Consider the following 15,843-nt stretch of genomic DNA (forward strand, 5'->3'; position numbering starts at 1 on the left):
ATAGGAGAAAGAAAAAAGAAAGCGTATACATGGAGGTGCTTCATATGGAGTTTATTCAATATGAATGTGATGGGGCTGTTGCGGAGATTATCCTGAATCGCCCTGATGCCCATCACGCCCTGAATGAACAGATGCTGGCTGAATTGAAGGAGGCAGTCGAAATGGCGGCTGCAAGCGAGGCGCTCATTGTTCTCCTGAGAGGAAGCGGGAAAGGCTTTTCCGCCGGCGGTGATATCAGGATGATGACGTCAGAGCATGAACCTGATCAATTTAAACGATTGATGGATACGATTGAGGCTGTCACCCTGAAGTTATACCAGATGAAGAAAGTGACAATTGCAGCCATTCACGGTGCTGCTGCGGGGCTGGGCCTGAGTTTGGCGCTTTGTGCGGACATTGTGCTCGCTGAAAAAAACGCCGTTCTCGCGATGAATTTTATTGGCATTGGGCTTGTTCCGGACGGCGGCGGACATTATTTGCTGAAGAAAAGAATCGGCGAAGCAAAAGCGAAAAAGCTGATTTGGAGCGGGAAAAAACTATCTGCCTCTGAAGCTGCCGATATGGGGCTTCTAGATGGAACATTTACCGGAGATCCTGCCGAAGGTGCAAGACCCATTATCGAAACCCTGTTGGCTTCACCTCTTTTGGCGATGATCGAAACGAAAGCCATCTTTCAAAGCCTCCATCTTGAAGAACTGAAAAAGGTGCTTTCTCTTGAGCGCAATGCCCAAGAGAAAATGAGAATGACCAAGGATCACCAAGAAGGAATCCGTGCCTTTTTAGAGAAACGGGAGCCGAAGTTTCAAGCGTAAAAGATCAGCCGGAAAGCTGATCATCTGTGAAACAAAATCAGCTTTCCGGCTGCATTGACTAAACGATGAGTATGACTGTGAAGCTCTTTTTCTTTTAAGATAACTTCACCATGCGTTTTAGCCGCTTCTTCATTTTCCGCCTCGAATCGCTCGTTTACCAGTGTGTTCCCCGAAGGATCAAAAACGGTTAGAAAATAATCAGCCATCAGGTTTCTCCTCCAATTTTCATGATTTATCAGTCTTTCTTCATTTATATTCTAACCAGGAAATGAAAATCCTCTATTATGTTTCATCCAAAATTAGTATATAATGGGTCAAGGAAGGAGGAGATTCGGTGCTTACAATTGATCACGTAACGAAGACATTCGGAGATTACAAAGCTGTTGACGGATTGGACTTAGATATTCCGGAACAGCAAATGTTCGGTCTGTTAGGCGCAAACGGAGCGGGAAAAACGACGACGTTTCGCATGATCCTAGGATTATTAAGCATTACGGAGGGCTCAATCAGCTGGAAGGGCCGTCCTGTGAATTATCATATCAGCAACAAAATCGGTTATTTGCCGGAAGAGCGGGGTCTTTATCCGAAAATGAAGGTAAAGGATCAGCTTGTCTATCTCGCCAGATTAAAAGGGATGGAGAAGCGGGAGGCTGTAAAAGAGCTTGGGACATGGCTTGAACGCTTCAATATTACAGATTACGAGAATAAGAAGGTGGAAGAGCTTTCAAAGGGGAATCAGCAGAAAATCCAATTCATTTCGGCAGTTTTGCATAAGCCGGAGCTGCTGATTCTTGATGAACCTTTCAGCGGTCTGGACCCTGTCAATGTTGAGCTGTTAAAAGAGGCTGTGATCTCGCTGAAAAACAGCGGCGTTTCTATTTTATTTTCAAGCCATCGGATGGAACATGTGGAGGAGCTCTGTGAGAACCTTTGCATCTTGCAGAAAGGAAGACCGGTCGTGCAAGGTAAGCTGAAGGAGATAAAGCGCTCCTTCGGTAAAAAGAATGTTACCATTCACTCCGATGACGATCTGCGCTTTTTGCAGTCTCATGAGGGTATTCTTCAATGGAAGGAAACGGCCGACGGCGTCAAGCTGCAGATCGCCAATGAAGACATCTCTCAAGAGATTTTTGCGATGCTTCAGGGAAAAGGGTTTATCAGAAAGTTTGAGCTTGAAGAGCCGTCACTGCATGATATTTTTATAGAAAAGGTGGGGGCCGTCTATGAATAAATTTTGGATCATGCTCTCTCATACATACAAAAATAAGATTATGGCAAAATCCTTTATTATTTCGACTGTCATCACGGTGCTGCTTGTTTTAGCTGTAACGAATCTGGAGTCGATCATTTCTTTGTTTCAAGGTGACGATGCGAAAGAGAAAATCGCTGTTATTGATGAAACAAACGAATTATATCCGATTTTTTCAAAGCAGCTGAAAGCGGTCGATACAGACGGCGATCTTGAGGTGAAGCTGTCGAAGCAATCGGAGGATGAGGTGACAAAGCAAGTCAAAGATGAAGCGTTCGATGGCATGCTCATCATCAAACGAGATGAAAAAGGGACCATTTCAGGAACATATAAAGCGTTAACGATTTCTGATGAAAGCACGTATCAAACGCTGCAGCAGGCGCTGACGCAAACCAAAACGGCTGTCGGAACGGCGGAGCTCGGCGTGTCGCAGGAAACGATCAGCAGCCTTTATGCGCCCGTTACTGTTGGGCAGCAGGCGCTGAAAGAAGGAGCGAAGTCTGAGGAAGAGCTTGGCCAGACGGTAGGGCTTGTTTACATTATGCTGTTTGTCATTTATTTTTCAGTGATTATGTATGCCAGCATGATTGCGATGGAGGTCGCAACTGAAAAATCTTCGCGGGTCATGGAAATCCTGATCTCAAGTATGCCGCCGATCCAGCAAATGTTTGCAAAGCTGCTTGGTATCGGGCTTGTCGGGATCACACAGCTTGCTATTATTATAGGAGCCGGCTCTCTGTCGCTTAAGCTGAACCAAAAGAGCGAAACGGCTTCATCTGTCGGCGGATTCCTTAATTTGACCGACGTATCTGCAACCACTGTCATCTATGCTGTCATTTTCTTTTTGCTCGGATACTTTTTGTACGCGACACTTGCCGCGTTTCTCGGCAGCGTTGTCAGCAGAATAGAGGACGTGCAGCAAACGATCACGCCGATGACGCTTTTGGTTGTCGCGGGTTTTATGATCGCGATGTTCGGATTGAATGCGCCTGACGCAGGATTTATTACGGTAACTTCGTTTATTCCGTTCTTTACGCCAATGATTATGTTCTTGCGCGTCGGCATGCTTGATATTCCATTCTGGCAGGCGGCAGCCGGAATCGGAATCACACTGCTCACCATTGTCATCCTGGCTGTTATCGGCGCCAGAATTTATAAAGGCGGTGTATTGATTTACAGCAATTCAAGCGCGTTCAAAGCGATCAAACAAGCGCTTCGTTTAGCGAAAAACTGATTGGAAAACAGCCTGGGGATTCTCAGGCTGTTTCTTTATTGACAGAACGTGCATTCGCAAGAATTCGGTGCTAAAATAAGGGTACTTCATCCTGGAAAGGAGCAGAATGTTGACTGATCTAACCTTTATTCATGCGGCAGATCTTCATCTTGACAGCCCGTTTTACGGGATATCGCATCTGCCGGAGCCGATTTTTGCCCGGATTAAAGAAAGCACGTTTGCAAGCGTGAGACATATAATAAACGCCGCAATGAGAGAACACGTTGATTTCATTTTGCTGGCGGGGGATCTGTTTGACGAAGCCAACCGAAGCTTAAAGGCCCAGCTCTTTTTGAAAAAGCAGTTTGAAAGACTCAGAGAGTGCGGAATTTCGGTGTACGTCATTTTTGGGAATCACGATCATCTTGGCGGGGAATGGACGCCGATTGAATGGCCTGAGAATGTCCATATTTTTTCGTCCGCTGTTCCAGAAGAAAAATCGTTTTTTAAAGAAGGCAGGCGCATAGCGAGCATTTATGGCTTCAGCTATCAGGCCAGAGCCGTGACGGAAAACCAAGCCGCCCGCTATCGGAGATCAACTGACGCACCGTTTCATATTGGTATGCTCCACGGCACGCTGTCTGGATCTGAAGGACACGATCCGTATTGCCCGTTTACACATGATGACCTCGTGAAAAGCGGGATGGATTATTGGGCGCTTGGCCATATACATAAACGCCAGGTTCTATCTGCCGAGCACCCGGCAGTCATTTACCCGGGAAACACGCAAGCACGCCATATGAAGGAGACGGGAGAAAAAGGCTATTATCTCGTTCATGTGACAAACGGAGAAATATCTTATGAATTTCAGAGAGCTCATGATGTCCTGTGGGAAAAAGCAGCGGTAGATGTGACGGAGGCAAAGAATATGACCGTTCTCTTCCAAATGGTGGAGGACACGTTTTCGAAGCTGCGAAAAAAGAGGAGCCCTGTTTGTGTAAGGATTGTTTTACAAGGAACTGCGCCAGAATGGCTGCTGAAGGCGCCAAAAGGCACCTTGGAAGAGTTTCTTGAAACGCTTCAGGAGCAAGAAGCGGAGGAGGAACTGTTCGTTTGGCCTCTTGCATTGGATGATGAGACAGAAAACGAAGCTAACGTAACAAATCTTGATCCTTTTTTTGGCGGTTTATTTGAAGACATAGATCGCAGCGATCTGTCAGACGTGCTGGAAGGGCTTGAGCGGCATCCAGTGTATAGAAGGCACGCAGACCGGTTTAGCCAAGAGGAAGTAAAGGAAATAAAAGAACAGGCACAAATTTTATTGAAAAAGCAGCTTAAGGTGCTTGAACCATGAGGCGGTGACAGCTTTGCGAATTATATCTTTACACATCTACCAATATGGAAAATTTTCTAATCGAACCTTTCATTTTTCCGCCTCTCCTGTCCAAGTTATCTACGGATTAAATGAGGCAGGAAAAACGACGATGATGTCATTTATTGAAAGCATGCTGTTCGGTTTTCCGAAAACGAAAAAATATGAACCGAAATCAGGCGGTGTCTACGGTGGTATTCTTGAAGCTGAACATCCTGAGTATGGGGTGCTGAAGATCGAACGGACGAAAGGGACTGCCGAAAAGTTAAGAGTGTATACAGAAAAGGGCGAAGTAAAGGATGGAGATGTTTTAAAACGACTGTTCCAGGGCACAGACAGGTCGTTGTACAAAGCCATTTATTCGTTTGATGTATTCGGCTTGCAGGAAATTCATGCTTTTAACCGGGACAAGATAGGGGAATTTTTGCTATTCTCCAGTTTGTTTGGAGCTGAAGCCGTATCAAAGCTTGATTCAAGGCTGACGAAGGAAAGCGAAAGGCTCTATAAACCAAACGGACGAAACCCTCAATTGAATCAGGAGCTGGAAACGCTTAAGCAGCTGGCAGTGAAGCTAAAACAGGCTGAAGCAGAGGAAGCGGGCTATCATCAGCTTCTTGAGGAAAAACGAACGTTTGAAGCCCGCCTTGCAGCCGCGGAAACCGAATTGAAAGAGACGGCGAAGCATATCCGAATGATAGAGGGAGCGATTGAGCGAAAGCCGCTGTTGAATGAAAAAGCGACACTCGAACAGGTGATTGCGGAATTTCCGGAACATGCAGGACAATTTCCGGCTGACGCACTGCACCAGCTGGAAAAATATGAATCCCACCTTCACCCGAAATCCGCACAGCTTGAGGCGCTTCGGGTGAAGATGGCAGAGCTGGACAAACAGAGGCAAAAGCTTACCCCAGATAAAGAACTATTGGCGAAAGAAACGCTGATACAAGAGCTTTCGGCATCATTTCATGTGTACCAATCATGGGGAGAACAGCTGGCAGCCATTCAGGCACAGCTGCGCCAGTCGTCTGCACAGACAGCGGCAGGTCTCGAACAGCTCAATAAAACAGATGAAAATGAGCTCCTGAATATGAACACGTCATATGATTATGAATGGCAGCTTCAGCAAGCGGTGCAGCAATATGTACAGGCAAGAGACAGAAAACGGCAGCTTGACGAGACGTTTGAACTTGCCCGGCAAGAGCTGGAAGACGCAGAAAAAGCCGTTCATGCCGCTTCGTCAGCCATTCTTGAAGACAGCCAAAGAAAAGATAAAGAAGCGGCACTTAGCGCATATGATGAAACACAAGGGCAGCACCAAAAGCAAGCACAGCTGAGAGAGCAGCTAACGTTTTTTGAAAGACAGCAGGCTAAACAGAGAAAGACTGTCATTGCAGCTGGTATGTTCTTCATCGTTCTCTTTTTTCTGCTGCAGCAGGTGATTCCCGCCATCAGTATCGGCGCTGCACTTATTGTGTATTGGCTTTTATCAGGAAAAAAAACGTCTTCTCGAAACAGCCGGGAGACAAGACAGCCAATGACGGATATTTCACCAGCAGAAGCTGAAAAGCTGAGAGAAGCGTTATGGGAGGACGACCGCAATAAACAGCATCTTCTCACGCAGCGAGCAGCGCTTCAGCAAAAAGAGGCGGCGTATGAAAGGGTCATCCAGCAGTTTGAACAGTGGGAAGCCGATATGGCCCCGTCCTTAACACAGGTCGAGCGTTTTATGAATGAGCTCAGATTTAACGAAGATCCATCGTTTTTGCTTGATGCATACAGTTTAATGAAGGATGTCAAAAAAGAAGTGAGGAAAAAGCATGAGCTGACTATTGAAGCAGGCAGGCTGAAAAAGCACCGGAGAACATTCGAAGAACGCATCAGCATGCTGCATCCTCATAGTCAGGACATCTCCATCTCGGACGCCCTTCACACATTGCGGAAAAACATTGAGCGTGAAAAAGAAATTGAGAAGCAAAAAAAGGAAATTGAAACAGATATTCATTATACAAAGGAACAGATGCTTGAGCTTGAGCAAGAAATACAGTATTTTCACGTACAGATCGAACAGTTATTTGCCGCGGCTGCTGCAAAAGACAGGGATGCGTTTTTTGCCACAGCCGACATCAGCAGGCAATTGAAGGATACGGAGAACAAGCTTCATCACGTAAACGCACAGCTTCAAGGCGGGCACCCAGAGGAGCTTGAACTGGCGGATTCCAATACGCTTTCTGAATTGAAAAACAAGCAAGTCACCGAGAATGAAAGAAAAGAGCGGCTGACTGAGGAGATCGAGCAGCTCCGCAGCCAAATCGCACTGCTCTTAGTCAAACAGGAACAATTAGAGGCATCGGGATTGGTGTCAGATCTCAAGCTTCAAACCGAAATGCAAAAAGAACGTGTGAAAGAAACGGCTAAAAAATGGGCCTCCATACAAATGGTCAAACAGGTGATCAAAAACAAATTGGAGCGGCATAAAAAGGTTGAGCTTCCGCGCCTTCTGGAGACAGCAGGAGAATTCTTCCGCCCCCTGACTGACGGAAGCTACCAAACCATTTATTTTTCCGAAACGGATGATTCGATCATGGTTATGCATCGCGATGGAACTGTCTATCATGCGGAAGAGCTGTCACAAGGGACGTGTGAACAGCTGTATACAGCGATCCGATTTGCTCTGGCTGTTACGCGCCAGGATGGGTCAAAGCTTCCGTTTCAGCTTGACGACAGCTTTGTTCATTTTGATCAGGAAAGGCTGAAACGTGTATTACATGTTCTGTATGATTTAACCGAAGGCGGAAGGCAGATTTTGTATTTTACATGCCATGACCATGTGAAGGATGCATTTCATAGCAGCCAAACTATCCATTTGGTGTCATAAAAGAGGTTCTATAGCTGAAAATCGGTATGTGATATACTGGTATTATGTAAGATACGGAGGGAGCTTTAATAGAATGGCTAAAGGGATTATGCTACATGAGGTTGGCGAACAGGTGGACCAGTATCTATTGATTAAATCCTCGACGAAAGGGATTGCAAGCAATGGAAAACCGTTTTTGACGCTGATGCTGCAAGACCAGTCAGGCGATATTGAAGCAAAGCTGTGGGATGCCAAGCAAAGTGATGAAGTGACCTATGCGCCGCAGACGATTGTCAAGGTTGTCGGCGATGTTCACCATTATCGCGGACGCACCCAGCTGAAGCTAAGAAATATCAGACCAGTAAGCGAAAATGAAAACGTCAATATTGATGATTTTTTAGAAACTGCACCGATTCCGAAAAATGAAATGATGGATACCATCACTCAATATATATTTGAAATGAAAAATCCGAATATCCAGCGAATCACAAGGTTTTTAGTGAAAAAACATGAAGCTGAATTTATGGATTATCCGGCGGCTACGAAAAACCACCACGAGTTTGTCTCAGGTTTGGCGTATCATGTTGTCTCTATGCTGAACCTGGCAAAAGCAATAGCAGATTTATATCCGTCTCTTGATCGTGATCTGCTTTATGCCGGTGTTATTCTGCATGATCTTGGAAAAGTGAAGGAGCTGTCCGGCCCTGTTTCCACTTCATACACGGTTGAAGGCAATTTGCTCGGCCATATTTCGATTATGGTGACAGAGCTTTCAAAAGCGGCTGAGGAGCTTCAAATCGATTCTGAAGAGGTGTTAATTCTTCAGCACTTGATTTTGAGTCACCATGGCAAAGCGGAATGGGGCAGCCCGAAACCGCCGATGGTGAAAGAAGCGGAAATTCTTCACTATATAGACAACCTGGATGCAAAAATGAATATGATGGACAGAGCGCTTGAGCGCGTGAAGCCGGGCGAGTACACTGAACGTGTATTTGCGCTGGAAAACCGTTCCTTTTATAAACCGACATTTCATAAATAACTTAAAAAGGACTGATGCTGACATATTCAGCTCAGTCCTTTTTGATGCGTCTTTCCCGCTCATAACTCGTCTCATTCCCGCATATGGTTAAGAATAAAGAATTTATGCAAAAGGGGGAGGAGCCCGTGTTATTTTTTCCATGGTGGGTGTATCTTTGTATTGTAGGCATCATTTTCAGCGCATATAAACTTGTGGCGGCAGCCAAAGAGGAAGAAAAAGTAGACCAGGCTTTTATTGAAAAAGAAGGGCAGATTTATATGGAGAGGATGGAAAAGGAGCGAGAACGCCGCAGTTCTCAGCAGCATGAAGAAGAAAATCAAAACCATTCCATCGCATAAAAAAAGCTGTGCGGCTCAATGAGCCTGCACAGCTTTTTTTATTACTTAGAACTGCTTGAAGATGAAGAAGTGCTGTTGCTTGTTGAAGATGTATTAAATGTATCTTTCAGATCTTTATCTTTTACTTCGATGTCAGCCTTCTTCATGACTTTTTGAACAGCTTCCTGAACGGCATTGCTGTCATTTAGTTTTTGTTCAAGCACTTCAGATTTCAGTTCTTTTTTCATATCATCGTATTTGCCGCGTTCTTCGGTCTTTTTAATGATATGGTAGCCGTATTGCGTTTTGACAGGATCACTGACTTCACCTGTTTTTAATTTGAATGCAGCTTTGCTGAATGTTTCGTCCATTTGGCCTTCTTTTGCGAACCAGCCAAGATCTCCACCTTTTGAAGCAGAGCTGTCTGTTGAGTATTCTTTCGCAAGATCTTCAAACTTCTCGCCTTTTTTCAGCTTTTTCTCTACTTCTTCAGCTGTCTTTTTATCAGCGACAAGGATGTGGCTTGCACGGATTTTGCCTTTTAAGCCTTCCCAGTACTCTTTGATATCGGCGTCTGTTACTTTGATGTTATCTTTAGCCGCTTTTTGTGTCAGCAATTCATATTTTACTTGTTCTTTCAGGTAATCCTTGCCATATTGCTTTTCGAGGGCAGTATATTGATCCCCAAGCTGCGTTTTGTATTCTTTCAGCTTGTTGTCAATTTCTTTATCCGAAACTTTATACTTCTTGTCCAACACTTTTTCTTGCACCAGCTGTGTCAGGACGCTTGCGCCAGCAGTTTTCTTCATGTTTGTGTAAAGCTCGCCTTTAGTTACATCGCCTGCGTCTGTTTTTGCGATGACTTCTTTGTCGCCGCTGCTGCAAGCACTGAGAGCGAGGATGCTTGTAGCAGTGATAGCTGCTATTGCGATTTTTTTCATGGTTTTCAAACACTCCTAATCATTCCAAATTAAATTACCTATGCGTATCATAACATATTGTGGCTTTCTGTAAAAAGATTTTAAATAAAGGGCATTCGTCTAGTCAAACTTTTGCTGATGGCATACTTATATATTGATCAAGAAAAGGAGGTATGTAACATGAGCGGAGGATACTCTAACGGATTCGCGTTGCTCGTAGTACTGTTCATTTTGCTTATCATCGTAGGTGCAGCTTACATCTACTAAGCAGCCCGGGGATCGCTTGCAACATAAGCGATCCTTTATTTTCACTAGCGCCTAATCGTTTCAAACATGAATTGCATAACATGTAATTGGTAAATAAAGCTTTTTACAGGAGGTGCTTTTTAAGATGGGTGAAGTTTTTGCAGGCGGATTCGCTTTATTGGTTGTGTTATTTATTTTATTGATTATCATCGGCGCTTCTTGGCTGTACTAATCAACATAAAAAAGCATAGCTGCTCAATCGCAGCTATGCTTTCTTTCGTTTTTACACTGTAAAGGAGATCTCCACAAACGAAGAGATCAGTAAAATTAATATAGATACATTAATAAATCGGAATACCTTATCTTGCCGCTCTTCAGGAATCTCTCTGACAAGGCATAATGTATTGGTGAGCCTGTTTATGAAATATAAAATAAACACGGCAGCCACGATAAAATAGAATAAAATGATGGGAGATTCCCCCTCTCTCTGAACTGTCCCATATTACATTACCAAATATTTATTAAAAAAGATAGAATGTAAATTGAAAAATCGCTGCCAGCACCAGGCGGTGGCTACTTTTCAACAAGAATATCCAAGCCGTCTGCTTCCTGATCAATAAAAGCGGTTTTCGGCGCTTTTATCAGCTTGAGAGCCAGCAGGAAGTCAGGCAGACAGTAGCCGGCGTGAATGCCCGAGATCATGCAGAAATAATGAGCGTGATTCGGAAACGCCAGTGCGGCGTAAAACAATACCGGTGTAATCAGCAAGAACGGGCTTACCAGTGAAATCAGCATTGTTGTTTTTGGTATTCGTTTCCATGTGCGCATGCGCAATATGTAAAACTTTTTTTCTATTTTTCTTTTTTTGCAGATGATTGGCAGGACATGGATGACTTTATGTACAAATAAAATAACGACGAGCAAACCGCCGAATAAAGGTACATATTCATCGCTTAAGCTTGTGCCAGGCCGCAGCAGCTCAAAAGCTAAAAAGGTAGAGATAAAAACCAAAATCATAAAACATACAGCAGTTAATATTATGCGAACGGCGCCATAATCCTTCATGAGATTTATGGTCTTCCAGCAATTCATCAAAGTCATCCTTCCATACATCTTGAGTAGAATCTCAAAATAATTTACTCCTCCCAAGAGAAAAAATCAATGCTTTTTTAAGAAAAAATATCATCCCGCAGGTATTTTTTTGAAACAAGCAAACAAACTGCGAAATATGGGGTTAGAACTTTCTTCTCAGTGAATTATCAGCTAAAATAAGATTAAAGATAGAAAGAAGTGGTGTGGATGGATTCGATGGATCATCGCATTGAGCGATTAGAATATTACATACAATTATTAGTGAAAACAGTAGATATGGACAGGTACCCCTTCTATGCGCTTCTCATTGATAAAGGGCTGAGCAAGGAAGAAGGGGAAGAGGTTATGGGGATATGCGATGAATTGTCGGAAGAGCTGGCAACACAAAAAGCGCAAGGATTTGTAACCTTTGATAAGCTCCTTGCGCTTTTTGCCGGACAGCTGAATGAAAAGTTAGATGTTCATGAAACGATTTTTGCCCTGTACGAGCAGGGGCTTTACCAAGAGCTGATGGAAGTCTTTATCGACATCATGAAGCATTTTGATTAACTGTTTACAGGTTCGAGCTCTTCTGCCGGTTCATCCGCCGTACTGTCCTTTGCTTTTTTCTTCAGTTTTCCGTTTACGCTTTCAAAGTCATTGTCAATATTGGTGAGTGACGTTTCGAAAATTTCCATAAAATCATCGCCGTAGATATGGCGTATCATACACATCATTTCTGCCACTTCAGGGAATTTTCCGAATAAATGGTACAGAGGCTGTGACCCTTTAAAAACAGCGTTTCGTGTCGGATCAAATTCCTCAAGCAAGCTCCAGAATACCTCGGTGCCTTCCTCAGTCAATTGGACGTATGTGTTCCGTTTATCGTTCAGCCGTTTGGAGAATCTTAAATATCCCCGTTCTTCCAGCTTTTTTGAAAAGTTGAATGCGGTTGATACGTGCATGACCCCGAATTTCGCGATTTCAGAAATGGAAGCTCCATTCAATTGATACGCAATCCATAAAATATGATGCTCATTAATATTCAGGTCATACGGTTTGAGCCATTGCTGCCAATCCTTCTCGATCGATTTCCAAAGAGCCTTGCTAAGCTGAGCCATTTTCTGGGTGAAGACCAGAGCTTCTTTCACATCATAGGGCGGTTCCACTCGATTCATTACGTCACCTGCTTCTCTTTTTCTTTTTCTCTATTATGCCAATAAAATAAAGATTAATAAAGATGAAAATGTAAGAATTTTTTAATAAATTCACAAACCATTGCGGCGGAAGGGTTTATCGGCCTAAAAAAATACGGGTCCAATTTCGGCCCGCATTTTTTTCTTTTGAATAGGATATTAGTTTTGTAAGGTTTTCTCCAGCTGTCTGATTTTCTCTTCAATATCAGCAATTTCTTTTTGCAGATCCTGCTGGTGAGGCTTGATCTCTTCCTGCCATTTTTTAATTGACGTTTGGAGCTCGCCGCCTACGTCTTTAATCACATCTGTGCTTTCTTTTGCCGCCTTGATCAGCTGGTTTTTTAACGCAAGCCCGTCTGATTTTAAGCGTTTGATCGTTTCTTCTAAAGAATCATAATTGGTCTTCATTTTTTCACGCAGCTGCTTTCCTGAGGAAGGTGCAGTAAGAAGAACCGCTGCTCCTCCGATGATGCCGCCTACGAATAGTCCTGTTAATAGAGAACGTCCGCTCGCCATTACAATCACCCCGTCTTTTTCTTCAAAATAGGATTCATTCAGCATTTTTCATTTTTGTTGAAAGCCTGAACTTCTATACATAGCTTGCTTTATTTTAGCATATTTTTTAAGTGAAAAGGAGGGAGAAGGTTGTCTGTCTTTTTGATTGTGTTATCCTGCATCACCCTTGCCTTCGCTACAGGCGCTGTTTACTATATCAGACTTCTCAGCCAGGCTGCTTCTTATCCGCCCAAGAAGGTGATCCGGCAAAAAGCGCTTGTTTGTTCAACCGGAACCGCCTTTACACTATGTCTTATCTTTTTCACAAAACTCCTCGCTTAAAACATGCTGACATGCTGCGGGCGCTCTGTTTTAAAAAAACCTCTCCCGGAAGCGGAAGAGGTTTTGTGTGACAATTATTTAGCAGCTTCCATAAAGCTCGAACGTCTTAAAATGGTTTGCACAATCGGATAAATAATGATCATTGAGATTGTATTCAGCACCGCGGCCGGCAGAACAACAGCTGCGAACAATGCGGCGAAACCGCCAGGCAAACCGACGATCAATAAAGCTGAAGATAGAAACACAATTCCCGATAAGATGGTCCCGATTACTGTCAGCACAGCGGCTGCGCCTGTTTTCCGGCTCTTTCTGAACAAGAGAAACAGGGAGAAGAACAGAAACGCTGATACGGGTTTGTCGATGATGTTAGGGATCTGTCCGGCTGGAAATGCGGTTGTAAGCGCGGAAATGATTCCGGTCACAATCCCGATGACGAGTACGTTTTGCACCCGCGGGAACAGCAGAATGCCCATGAACATCATGATCAGCATCATATCTGGTTTCATGCCGCCTAAAAAGGGCGGAATAATGGAATGAAGCGCTGCGCCGATTGCGGCAAACAGAGCCATAATGACTAACTCTTTTGTTTTCATATCTATGCTCTCCTCTGCTAAGCTTTTGCCCTCCAATAATATGCTCATCATTTATTGCGAAGGCTTTATAAGAATGTGTTATGCAAACAGTATACCAAACGAACGGTTTGCATAGCCAGACTTTTTACTCATTTTCCTGCTGGAATTTCTTCATGAACGCCGCTAGTTTTTCACAGTCTTCGAGAGACACCGCGTTATAAATAGAAGCGCGGCAGCCTCCCACTGAACGGTGTCCGCCAAGGCCGACCATCTTCGCATCTTTTGCTTTTTGAACGAATGTTTTCGTTAATTCGTCATCCCGAAGCGTGAAGGTCACATTCATGCGTGAGCGGCTGTCCTTTCTGGCATGTCCTTTATAGAATCCGTTGCTTTCATCAATACAGCTGTAGAGAACCTGCGCTTTTTGTTCATTGCGCTGTTCAGCGGCTTCCACACCGCCGTTTTCCTTCAGCCACTCCAGAACAAGGCTCAGCATATAAATCGCAAATGTCGGCGGAGTGTTGTAGAGTGAATCCGCTTTGACATGAGTGGAATATTTCAAGATTTTTGGGACGTTCGCATTTTCATTTTGCAGCCAGCTTTTTTTCATGATAACTACAGTCACGCCGGAAGGGCCGAGGTTCTTTTGGGCGCCTCCGTAGATCACGTCAAATTTGGACACATCGATTTTTCTGCTCAAAATGTCGCTGGACATGTCGGCGACGAGCGGAATTGGGGAATTCGGGAACTCCTGCCACTGAGTGCCGAAAATCGTATTGTTGGATGTGATGTGTAAATATGCGCCGTCTTTTACATCCGTAAGGTCAATCTCCGGAATATAGCTGTAATTGTCTGTTTCACTTGTAGCGGAGATAGACGTGTTCCCGAACAGTTTCGTCTCTGCCAGTGCTTTTTCAGACCAAGCGCCTGTCATGACAAAATGCGCGGTTTTTTCAGGTGTTAAAAAGTTCATCGGAAGCATTGAGAATTGAAGGCTCGCCCCGCCTTGAAGAAACAAAATATCGTAATCTTCCGGAATGCCCATGAGTTCGATTAAGAGGTTTTTCGCTTTTTGGTGCACCGCTTCATACTCTTTGCTGCGGTGGGAAAGCTCCATAACAGACATGCCGGATTCGTTAAAATCAATAAATTCTTTCTGTGCTTTTTGCAGAACTTCCAATGGCAGCGCTGCAGGACCTGCGTTAAAATTCGTTGTACGTTCCATCATGATCTCTCCCTGTTTTCCACGTTAATGTATAAAATAATACAATTATCCTATCACAAAAATTCAGTTTTTTGATAAAAAATTAGAATTATCAAAAGAAATTGACGGATGTTTGCGAAATGTTCACAAATAAAATAACCTCATCTTATGATGAGGCCAGGCGTTTTGCGATAGAGGAAGAGATATTCTGCAGATCCTCCGGTTTATAATCATCAGCATGCGTTTTCCAAACCGCTCCGAATCCATCTCCTTTTCCATAGCGGGGGATAATATGCATATGGTAGTGGAACACAGATTGTCCAGCTTTTTCTCCGTTATTGTTCAGCGTATTTAAGCCGATCGGTTCAAATTCATCCCGGATAGCGCGGGCGATTTTCGGAACAGCATGGAAATATTGTTTTGCTAATTCATCTGTAAATTCATACACATTCTCAATATGTGTTTTCGGAATGACAAGCGTATGGCCTTTTGTCACTTGGCTGATATCAAGAAAGGCAAGTACATGTTCATCTTCATACACCTTCGCGGATGGAATGTCGCCGGCGATAATTTTACAAAAGATACAATTCTCTGCACAATGCATGAGGGTTCCTCCTTATGAAATTGTTTAATATGTATACACTCATCGTACCACAGAAATGCAGAAAATAGAAAACAGGATGAACGGCGAGCGTTCACCCTGAATGCAGAGGAAGAGCTTATATGAAGAAAATGTGTTATGCCTTTGGTAAGCACCTCATTTGTCAATAAAATGAAGACTTGTTTAATGCCTAACGATTCCTGCGATAAACACCTCATTTGACAATTTGCTTCATACATGAAGAATTCATCAATTCAGTGAAGAGAAATGGTTTGAGCATTGGACATGTTTATTTTCTATCCAACTGTTTCTAAGACGTCTTTGACAAACACCTCATTTT

20 protein-coding genes are annotated in these 15,843 nt (G+C 43.7%); 11 read left to right on the forward strand and 9 right to left on the reverse strand.

Annotated elements, in window-relative coordinates:
• Positions 1 to 44: 44 nt before the first annotated feature.
• On the forward strand, positions 45 to 812 hold the full coding sequence (locus JQX68_RS05470) for an enoyl-CoA hydratase (protein ID WP_040083817.1): 768 nt from the start codon (positions 45 to 47) through the stop codon (positions 810 to 812).
• Between the two features lie 20 nt (positions 813 to 832).
• Here the strand turns inward: JQX68_RS05470 and JQX68_RS05475 are convergent, their stop codons facing one another.
• The gene (locus tag JQX68_RS05475) at positions 833 to 1,018 is read right to left on the reverse strand and encodes a YhzD family protein (RefSeq protein WP_014663389.1); all 186 of its coding nucleotides are present in this window, start codon (positions 1,016 to 1,018) and stop codon (positions 833 to 835) included.
• A 128-nt stretch (positions 1,019 to 1,146) separates the two neighbouring features.
• On the opposite strand from JQX68_RS05475, the gene JQX68_RS05480 reads away from it, so the two are divergent.
• From JQX68_RS05480 to yhaL, 6 genes are all read left to right on the forward strand, one after another.
• Entirely contained in the window at positions 1,147 to 2,043 is an 897-nt protein-coding gene (locus tag JQX68_RS05480; RefSeq protein ID WP_040083572.1) for an ABC transporter ATP-binding protein, read from the forward strand.
• A complete protein-coding gene (locus JQX68_RS05485) occupies positions 2,036 to 3,295 on the forward strand; it encodes an ABC transporter permease (RefSeq protein ID WP_134975681.1) in 1,260 nt (419 codons plus the stop codon). The genes JQX68_RS05480 and JQX68_RS05485 overlap by 8 nt, the downstream gene beginning before the upstream one ends.
• A 106-nt stretch (positions 3,296 to 3,401) precedes the next feature.
• Entirely contained in the window at positions 3,402 to 4,628 is a 1,227-nt protein-coding gene (locus JQX68_RS05490) for a metallophosphoesterase family protein (RefSeq protein WP_040083569.1), read from the forward strand.
• A gap of 4 nt (positions 4,629 to 4,632) precedes the next feature.
• Positions 4,633 to 7,521, forward strand: coding sequence for a DNA repair/recombination ATPase SbcE (gene sbcE, locus JQX68_RS05495; RefSeq protein ID WP_147772417.1), 2,889 nt, complete (start codon positions 4,633 to 4,635; stop codon positions 7,519 to 7,521).
• Positions 7,522 to 7,594: 73 nt separating this feature from the next.
• A complete protein-coding gene (gene yhaM / locus JQX68_RS05500; RefSeq protein WP_014663394.1) occupies positions 7,595 to 8,539 on the forward strand; it encodes a 3'-5' exoribonuclease YhaM in 945 nt (314 codons plus the stop codon).
• A gap of 125 nt (positions 8,540 to 8,664) precedes the next feature.
• Complete coding sequence (gene yhaL / locus JQX68_RS05505; protein ID WP_003233252.1) at positions 8,665 to 8,877, forward strand: sporulation protein YhaL; 213 nt, start codon at positions 8,665 to 8,667, stop codon at positions 8,875 to 8,877.
• A 41-nt stretch (positions 8,878 to 8,918) separates the two neighbouring features.
• Here yhaL and prsA read toward each other — a convergent pair whose 3' ends face one another.
• Positions 8,919 to 9,797 carry a peptidylprolyl isomerase PrsA gene (gene prsA / locus JQX68_RS05510; protein WP_014663395.1) on the reverse strand — a complete coding sequence of 293 codons (879 nt, stop codon included), beginning with the start codon at positions 9,795 to 9,797 and terminating at the stop codon, positions 8,919 to 8,921.
• Positions 9,798 to 9,956: 159 nt separating this feature from the next.
• Between prsA and yhzE1 the strand changes: the two genes are divergently transcribed.
• Both yhzE1 and yhzE2 read left to right on the forward strand, forming a co-directional pair.
• The gene (yhzE1, locus tag JQX68_RS05515; RefSeq protein ID WP_003327753.1) at positions 9,957 to 10,043 is read left to right on the forward strand and encodes a sporulation protein YhzE1; all 87 of its coding nucleotides are present in this window, start codon (positions 9,957 to 9,959) and stop codon (positions 10,041 to 10,043) included.
• 124 nt (positions 10,044 to 10,167) lie between these two features.
• A complete protein-coding gene (gene yhzE2, locus JQX68_RS05520; protein WP_003155248.1) occupies positions 10,168 to 10,254 on the forward strand; it encodes a sporulation protein YhzE2 in 87 nt (28 codons plus the stop codon).
• A 51-nt stretch (positions 10,255 to 10,305) separates the two neighbouring features.
• On the opposite strand, the gene JQX68_RS05525 is transcribed toward yhzE2, so the two are convergent.
• Both JQX68_RS05525 and JQX68_RS05530 read right to left on the reverse strand, forming a co-directional pair.
• On the reverse strand, positions 10,306 to 10,488 hold the full coding sequence (locus JQX68_RS05525) for a hypothetical protein (protein WP_024571667.1): 183 nt from the start codon (positions 10,486 to 10,488) through the stop codon (positions 10,306 to 10,308).
• Positions 10,489 to 10,595: 107 nt separating this feature from the next.
• Positions 10,596 to 11,114: a DUF3267 domain-containing protein gene (locus tag JQX68_RS05530; RefSeq protein WP_040083567.1), complete on the reverse strand. Its 519-nt coding sequence runs from the start codon at positions 11,112 to 11,114 to the stop codon at positions 10,596 to 10,598.
• A gap of 207 nt (positions 11,115 to 11,321) precedes the next feature.
• Here JQX68_RS05530 and JQX68_RS05535 point away from each other — a divergent pair, with 207 nt between their 5' ends.
• On the forward strand, positions 11,322 to 11,663 hold the full coding sequence (locus tag JQX68_RS05535; protein ID WP_014663397.1) for a YhaI family protein: 342 nt from the start codon (positions 11,322 to 11,324) through the stop codon (positions 11,661 to 11,663).
• Here the strand turns inward: JQX68_RS05535 and JQX68_RS05540 are convergent.
• Both JQX68_RS05540 and JQX68_RS05545 read right to left on the reverse strand, forming a co-directional pair.
• The gene (locus JQX68_RS05540) at positions 11,660 to 12,271 is read right to left on the reverse strand and encodes an HTH-type transcriptional regulator Hpr (protein ID WP_014663398.1); all 612 of its coding nucleotides are present in this window, start codon (positions 12,269 to 12,271) and stop codon (positions 11,660 to 11,662) included. The two genes, JQX68_RS05535 and JQX68_RS05540, sit on opposite strands and share 4 nt — an antisense overlap.
• A gap of 177 nt (positions 12,272 to 12,448) precedes the next feature.
• A complete protein-coding gene (locus JQX68_RS05545) occupies positions 12,449 to 12,805 on the reverse strand; it encodes a YtxH domain-containing protein (protein WP_147771699.1) in 357 nt (118 codons plus the stop codon).
• Between the two features lie 129 nt (positions 12,806 to 12,934).
• On the opposite strand from JQX68_RS05545, the gene yhzF reads away from it, so the two are divergent.
• Positions 12,935 to 13,126: a membrane protein YhzF gene (gene yhzF / locus JQX68_RS05550; RefSeq protein ID WP_014663400.1), complete on the forward strand. Its 192-nt coding sequence runs from the start codon at positions 12,935 to 12,937 to the stop codon at positions 13,124 to 13,126.
• Positions 13,127 to 13,200: 74 nt separating this feature from the next.
• On the opposite strand, the gene trpP is transcribed toward yhzF, so the two are convergent.
• The 3 genes from trpP to JQX68_RS05565 all read right to left on the reverse strand — a co-directional run bounded on the left by trpP (position 13,201) and on the right by JQX68_RS05565 (position 15,506).
• Complete coding sequence (gene trpP / locus JQX68_RS05555; RefSeq protein WP_003233236.1) at positions 13,201 to 13,719, reverse strand: tryptophan transporter TrpP; 519 nt, start codon at positions 13,717 to 13,719, stop codon at positions 13,201 to 13,203.
• 124 nt (positions 13,720 to 13,843) lie between these two features.
• Positions 13,844 to 14,923, reverse strand: coding sequence for a 3-phosphoserine/phosphohydroxythreonine transaminase (gene serC / locus JQX68_RS05560; protein WP_041521287.1), 1,080 nt, complete (start codon positions 14,921 to 14,923; stop codon positions 13,844 to 13,846).
• Between the two features lie 145 nt (positions 14,924 to 15,068).
• The gene (locus JQX68_RS05565) at positions 15,069 to 15,506 is read right to left on the reverse strand and encodes an HIT family protein (RefSeq protein ID WP_003233231.1); all 438 of its coding nucleotides are present in this window, start codon (positions 15,504 to 15,506) and stop codon (positions 15,069 to 15,071) included.
• Positions 15,507 to 15,843 lie beyond the last annotated feature (337 nt).

It is taken from the genome of Bacillus sp. LJBS06, assembly GCF_016924995.1.
GTDB lineage: Bacteria > Bacillota > Bacilli > Bacillales > Bacillaceae > Bacillus > Bacillus stercoris.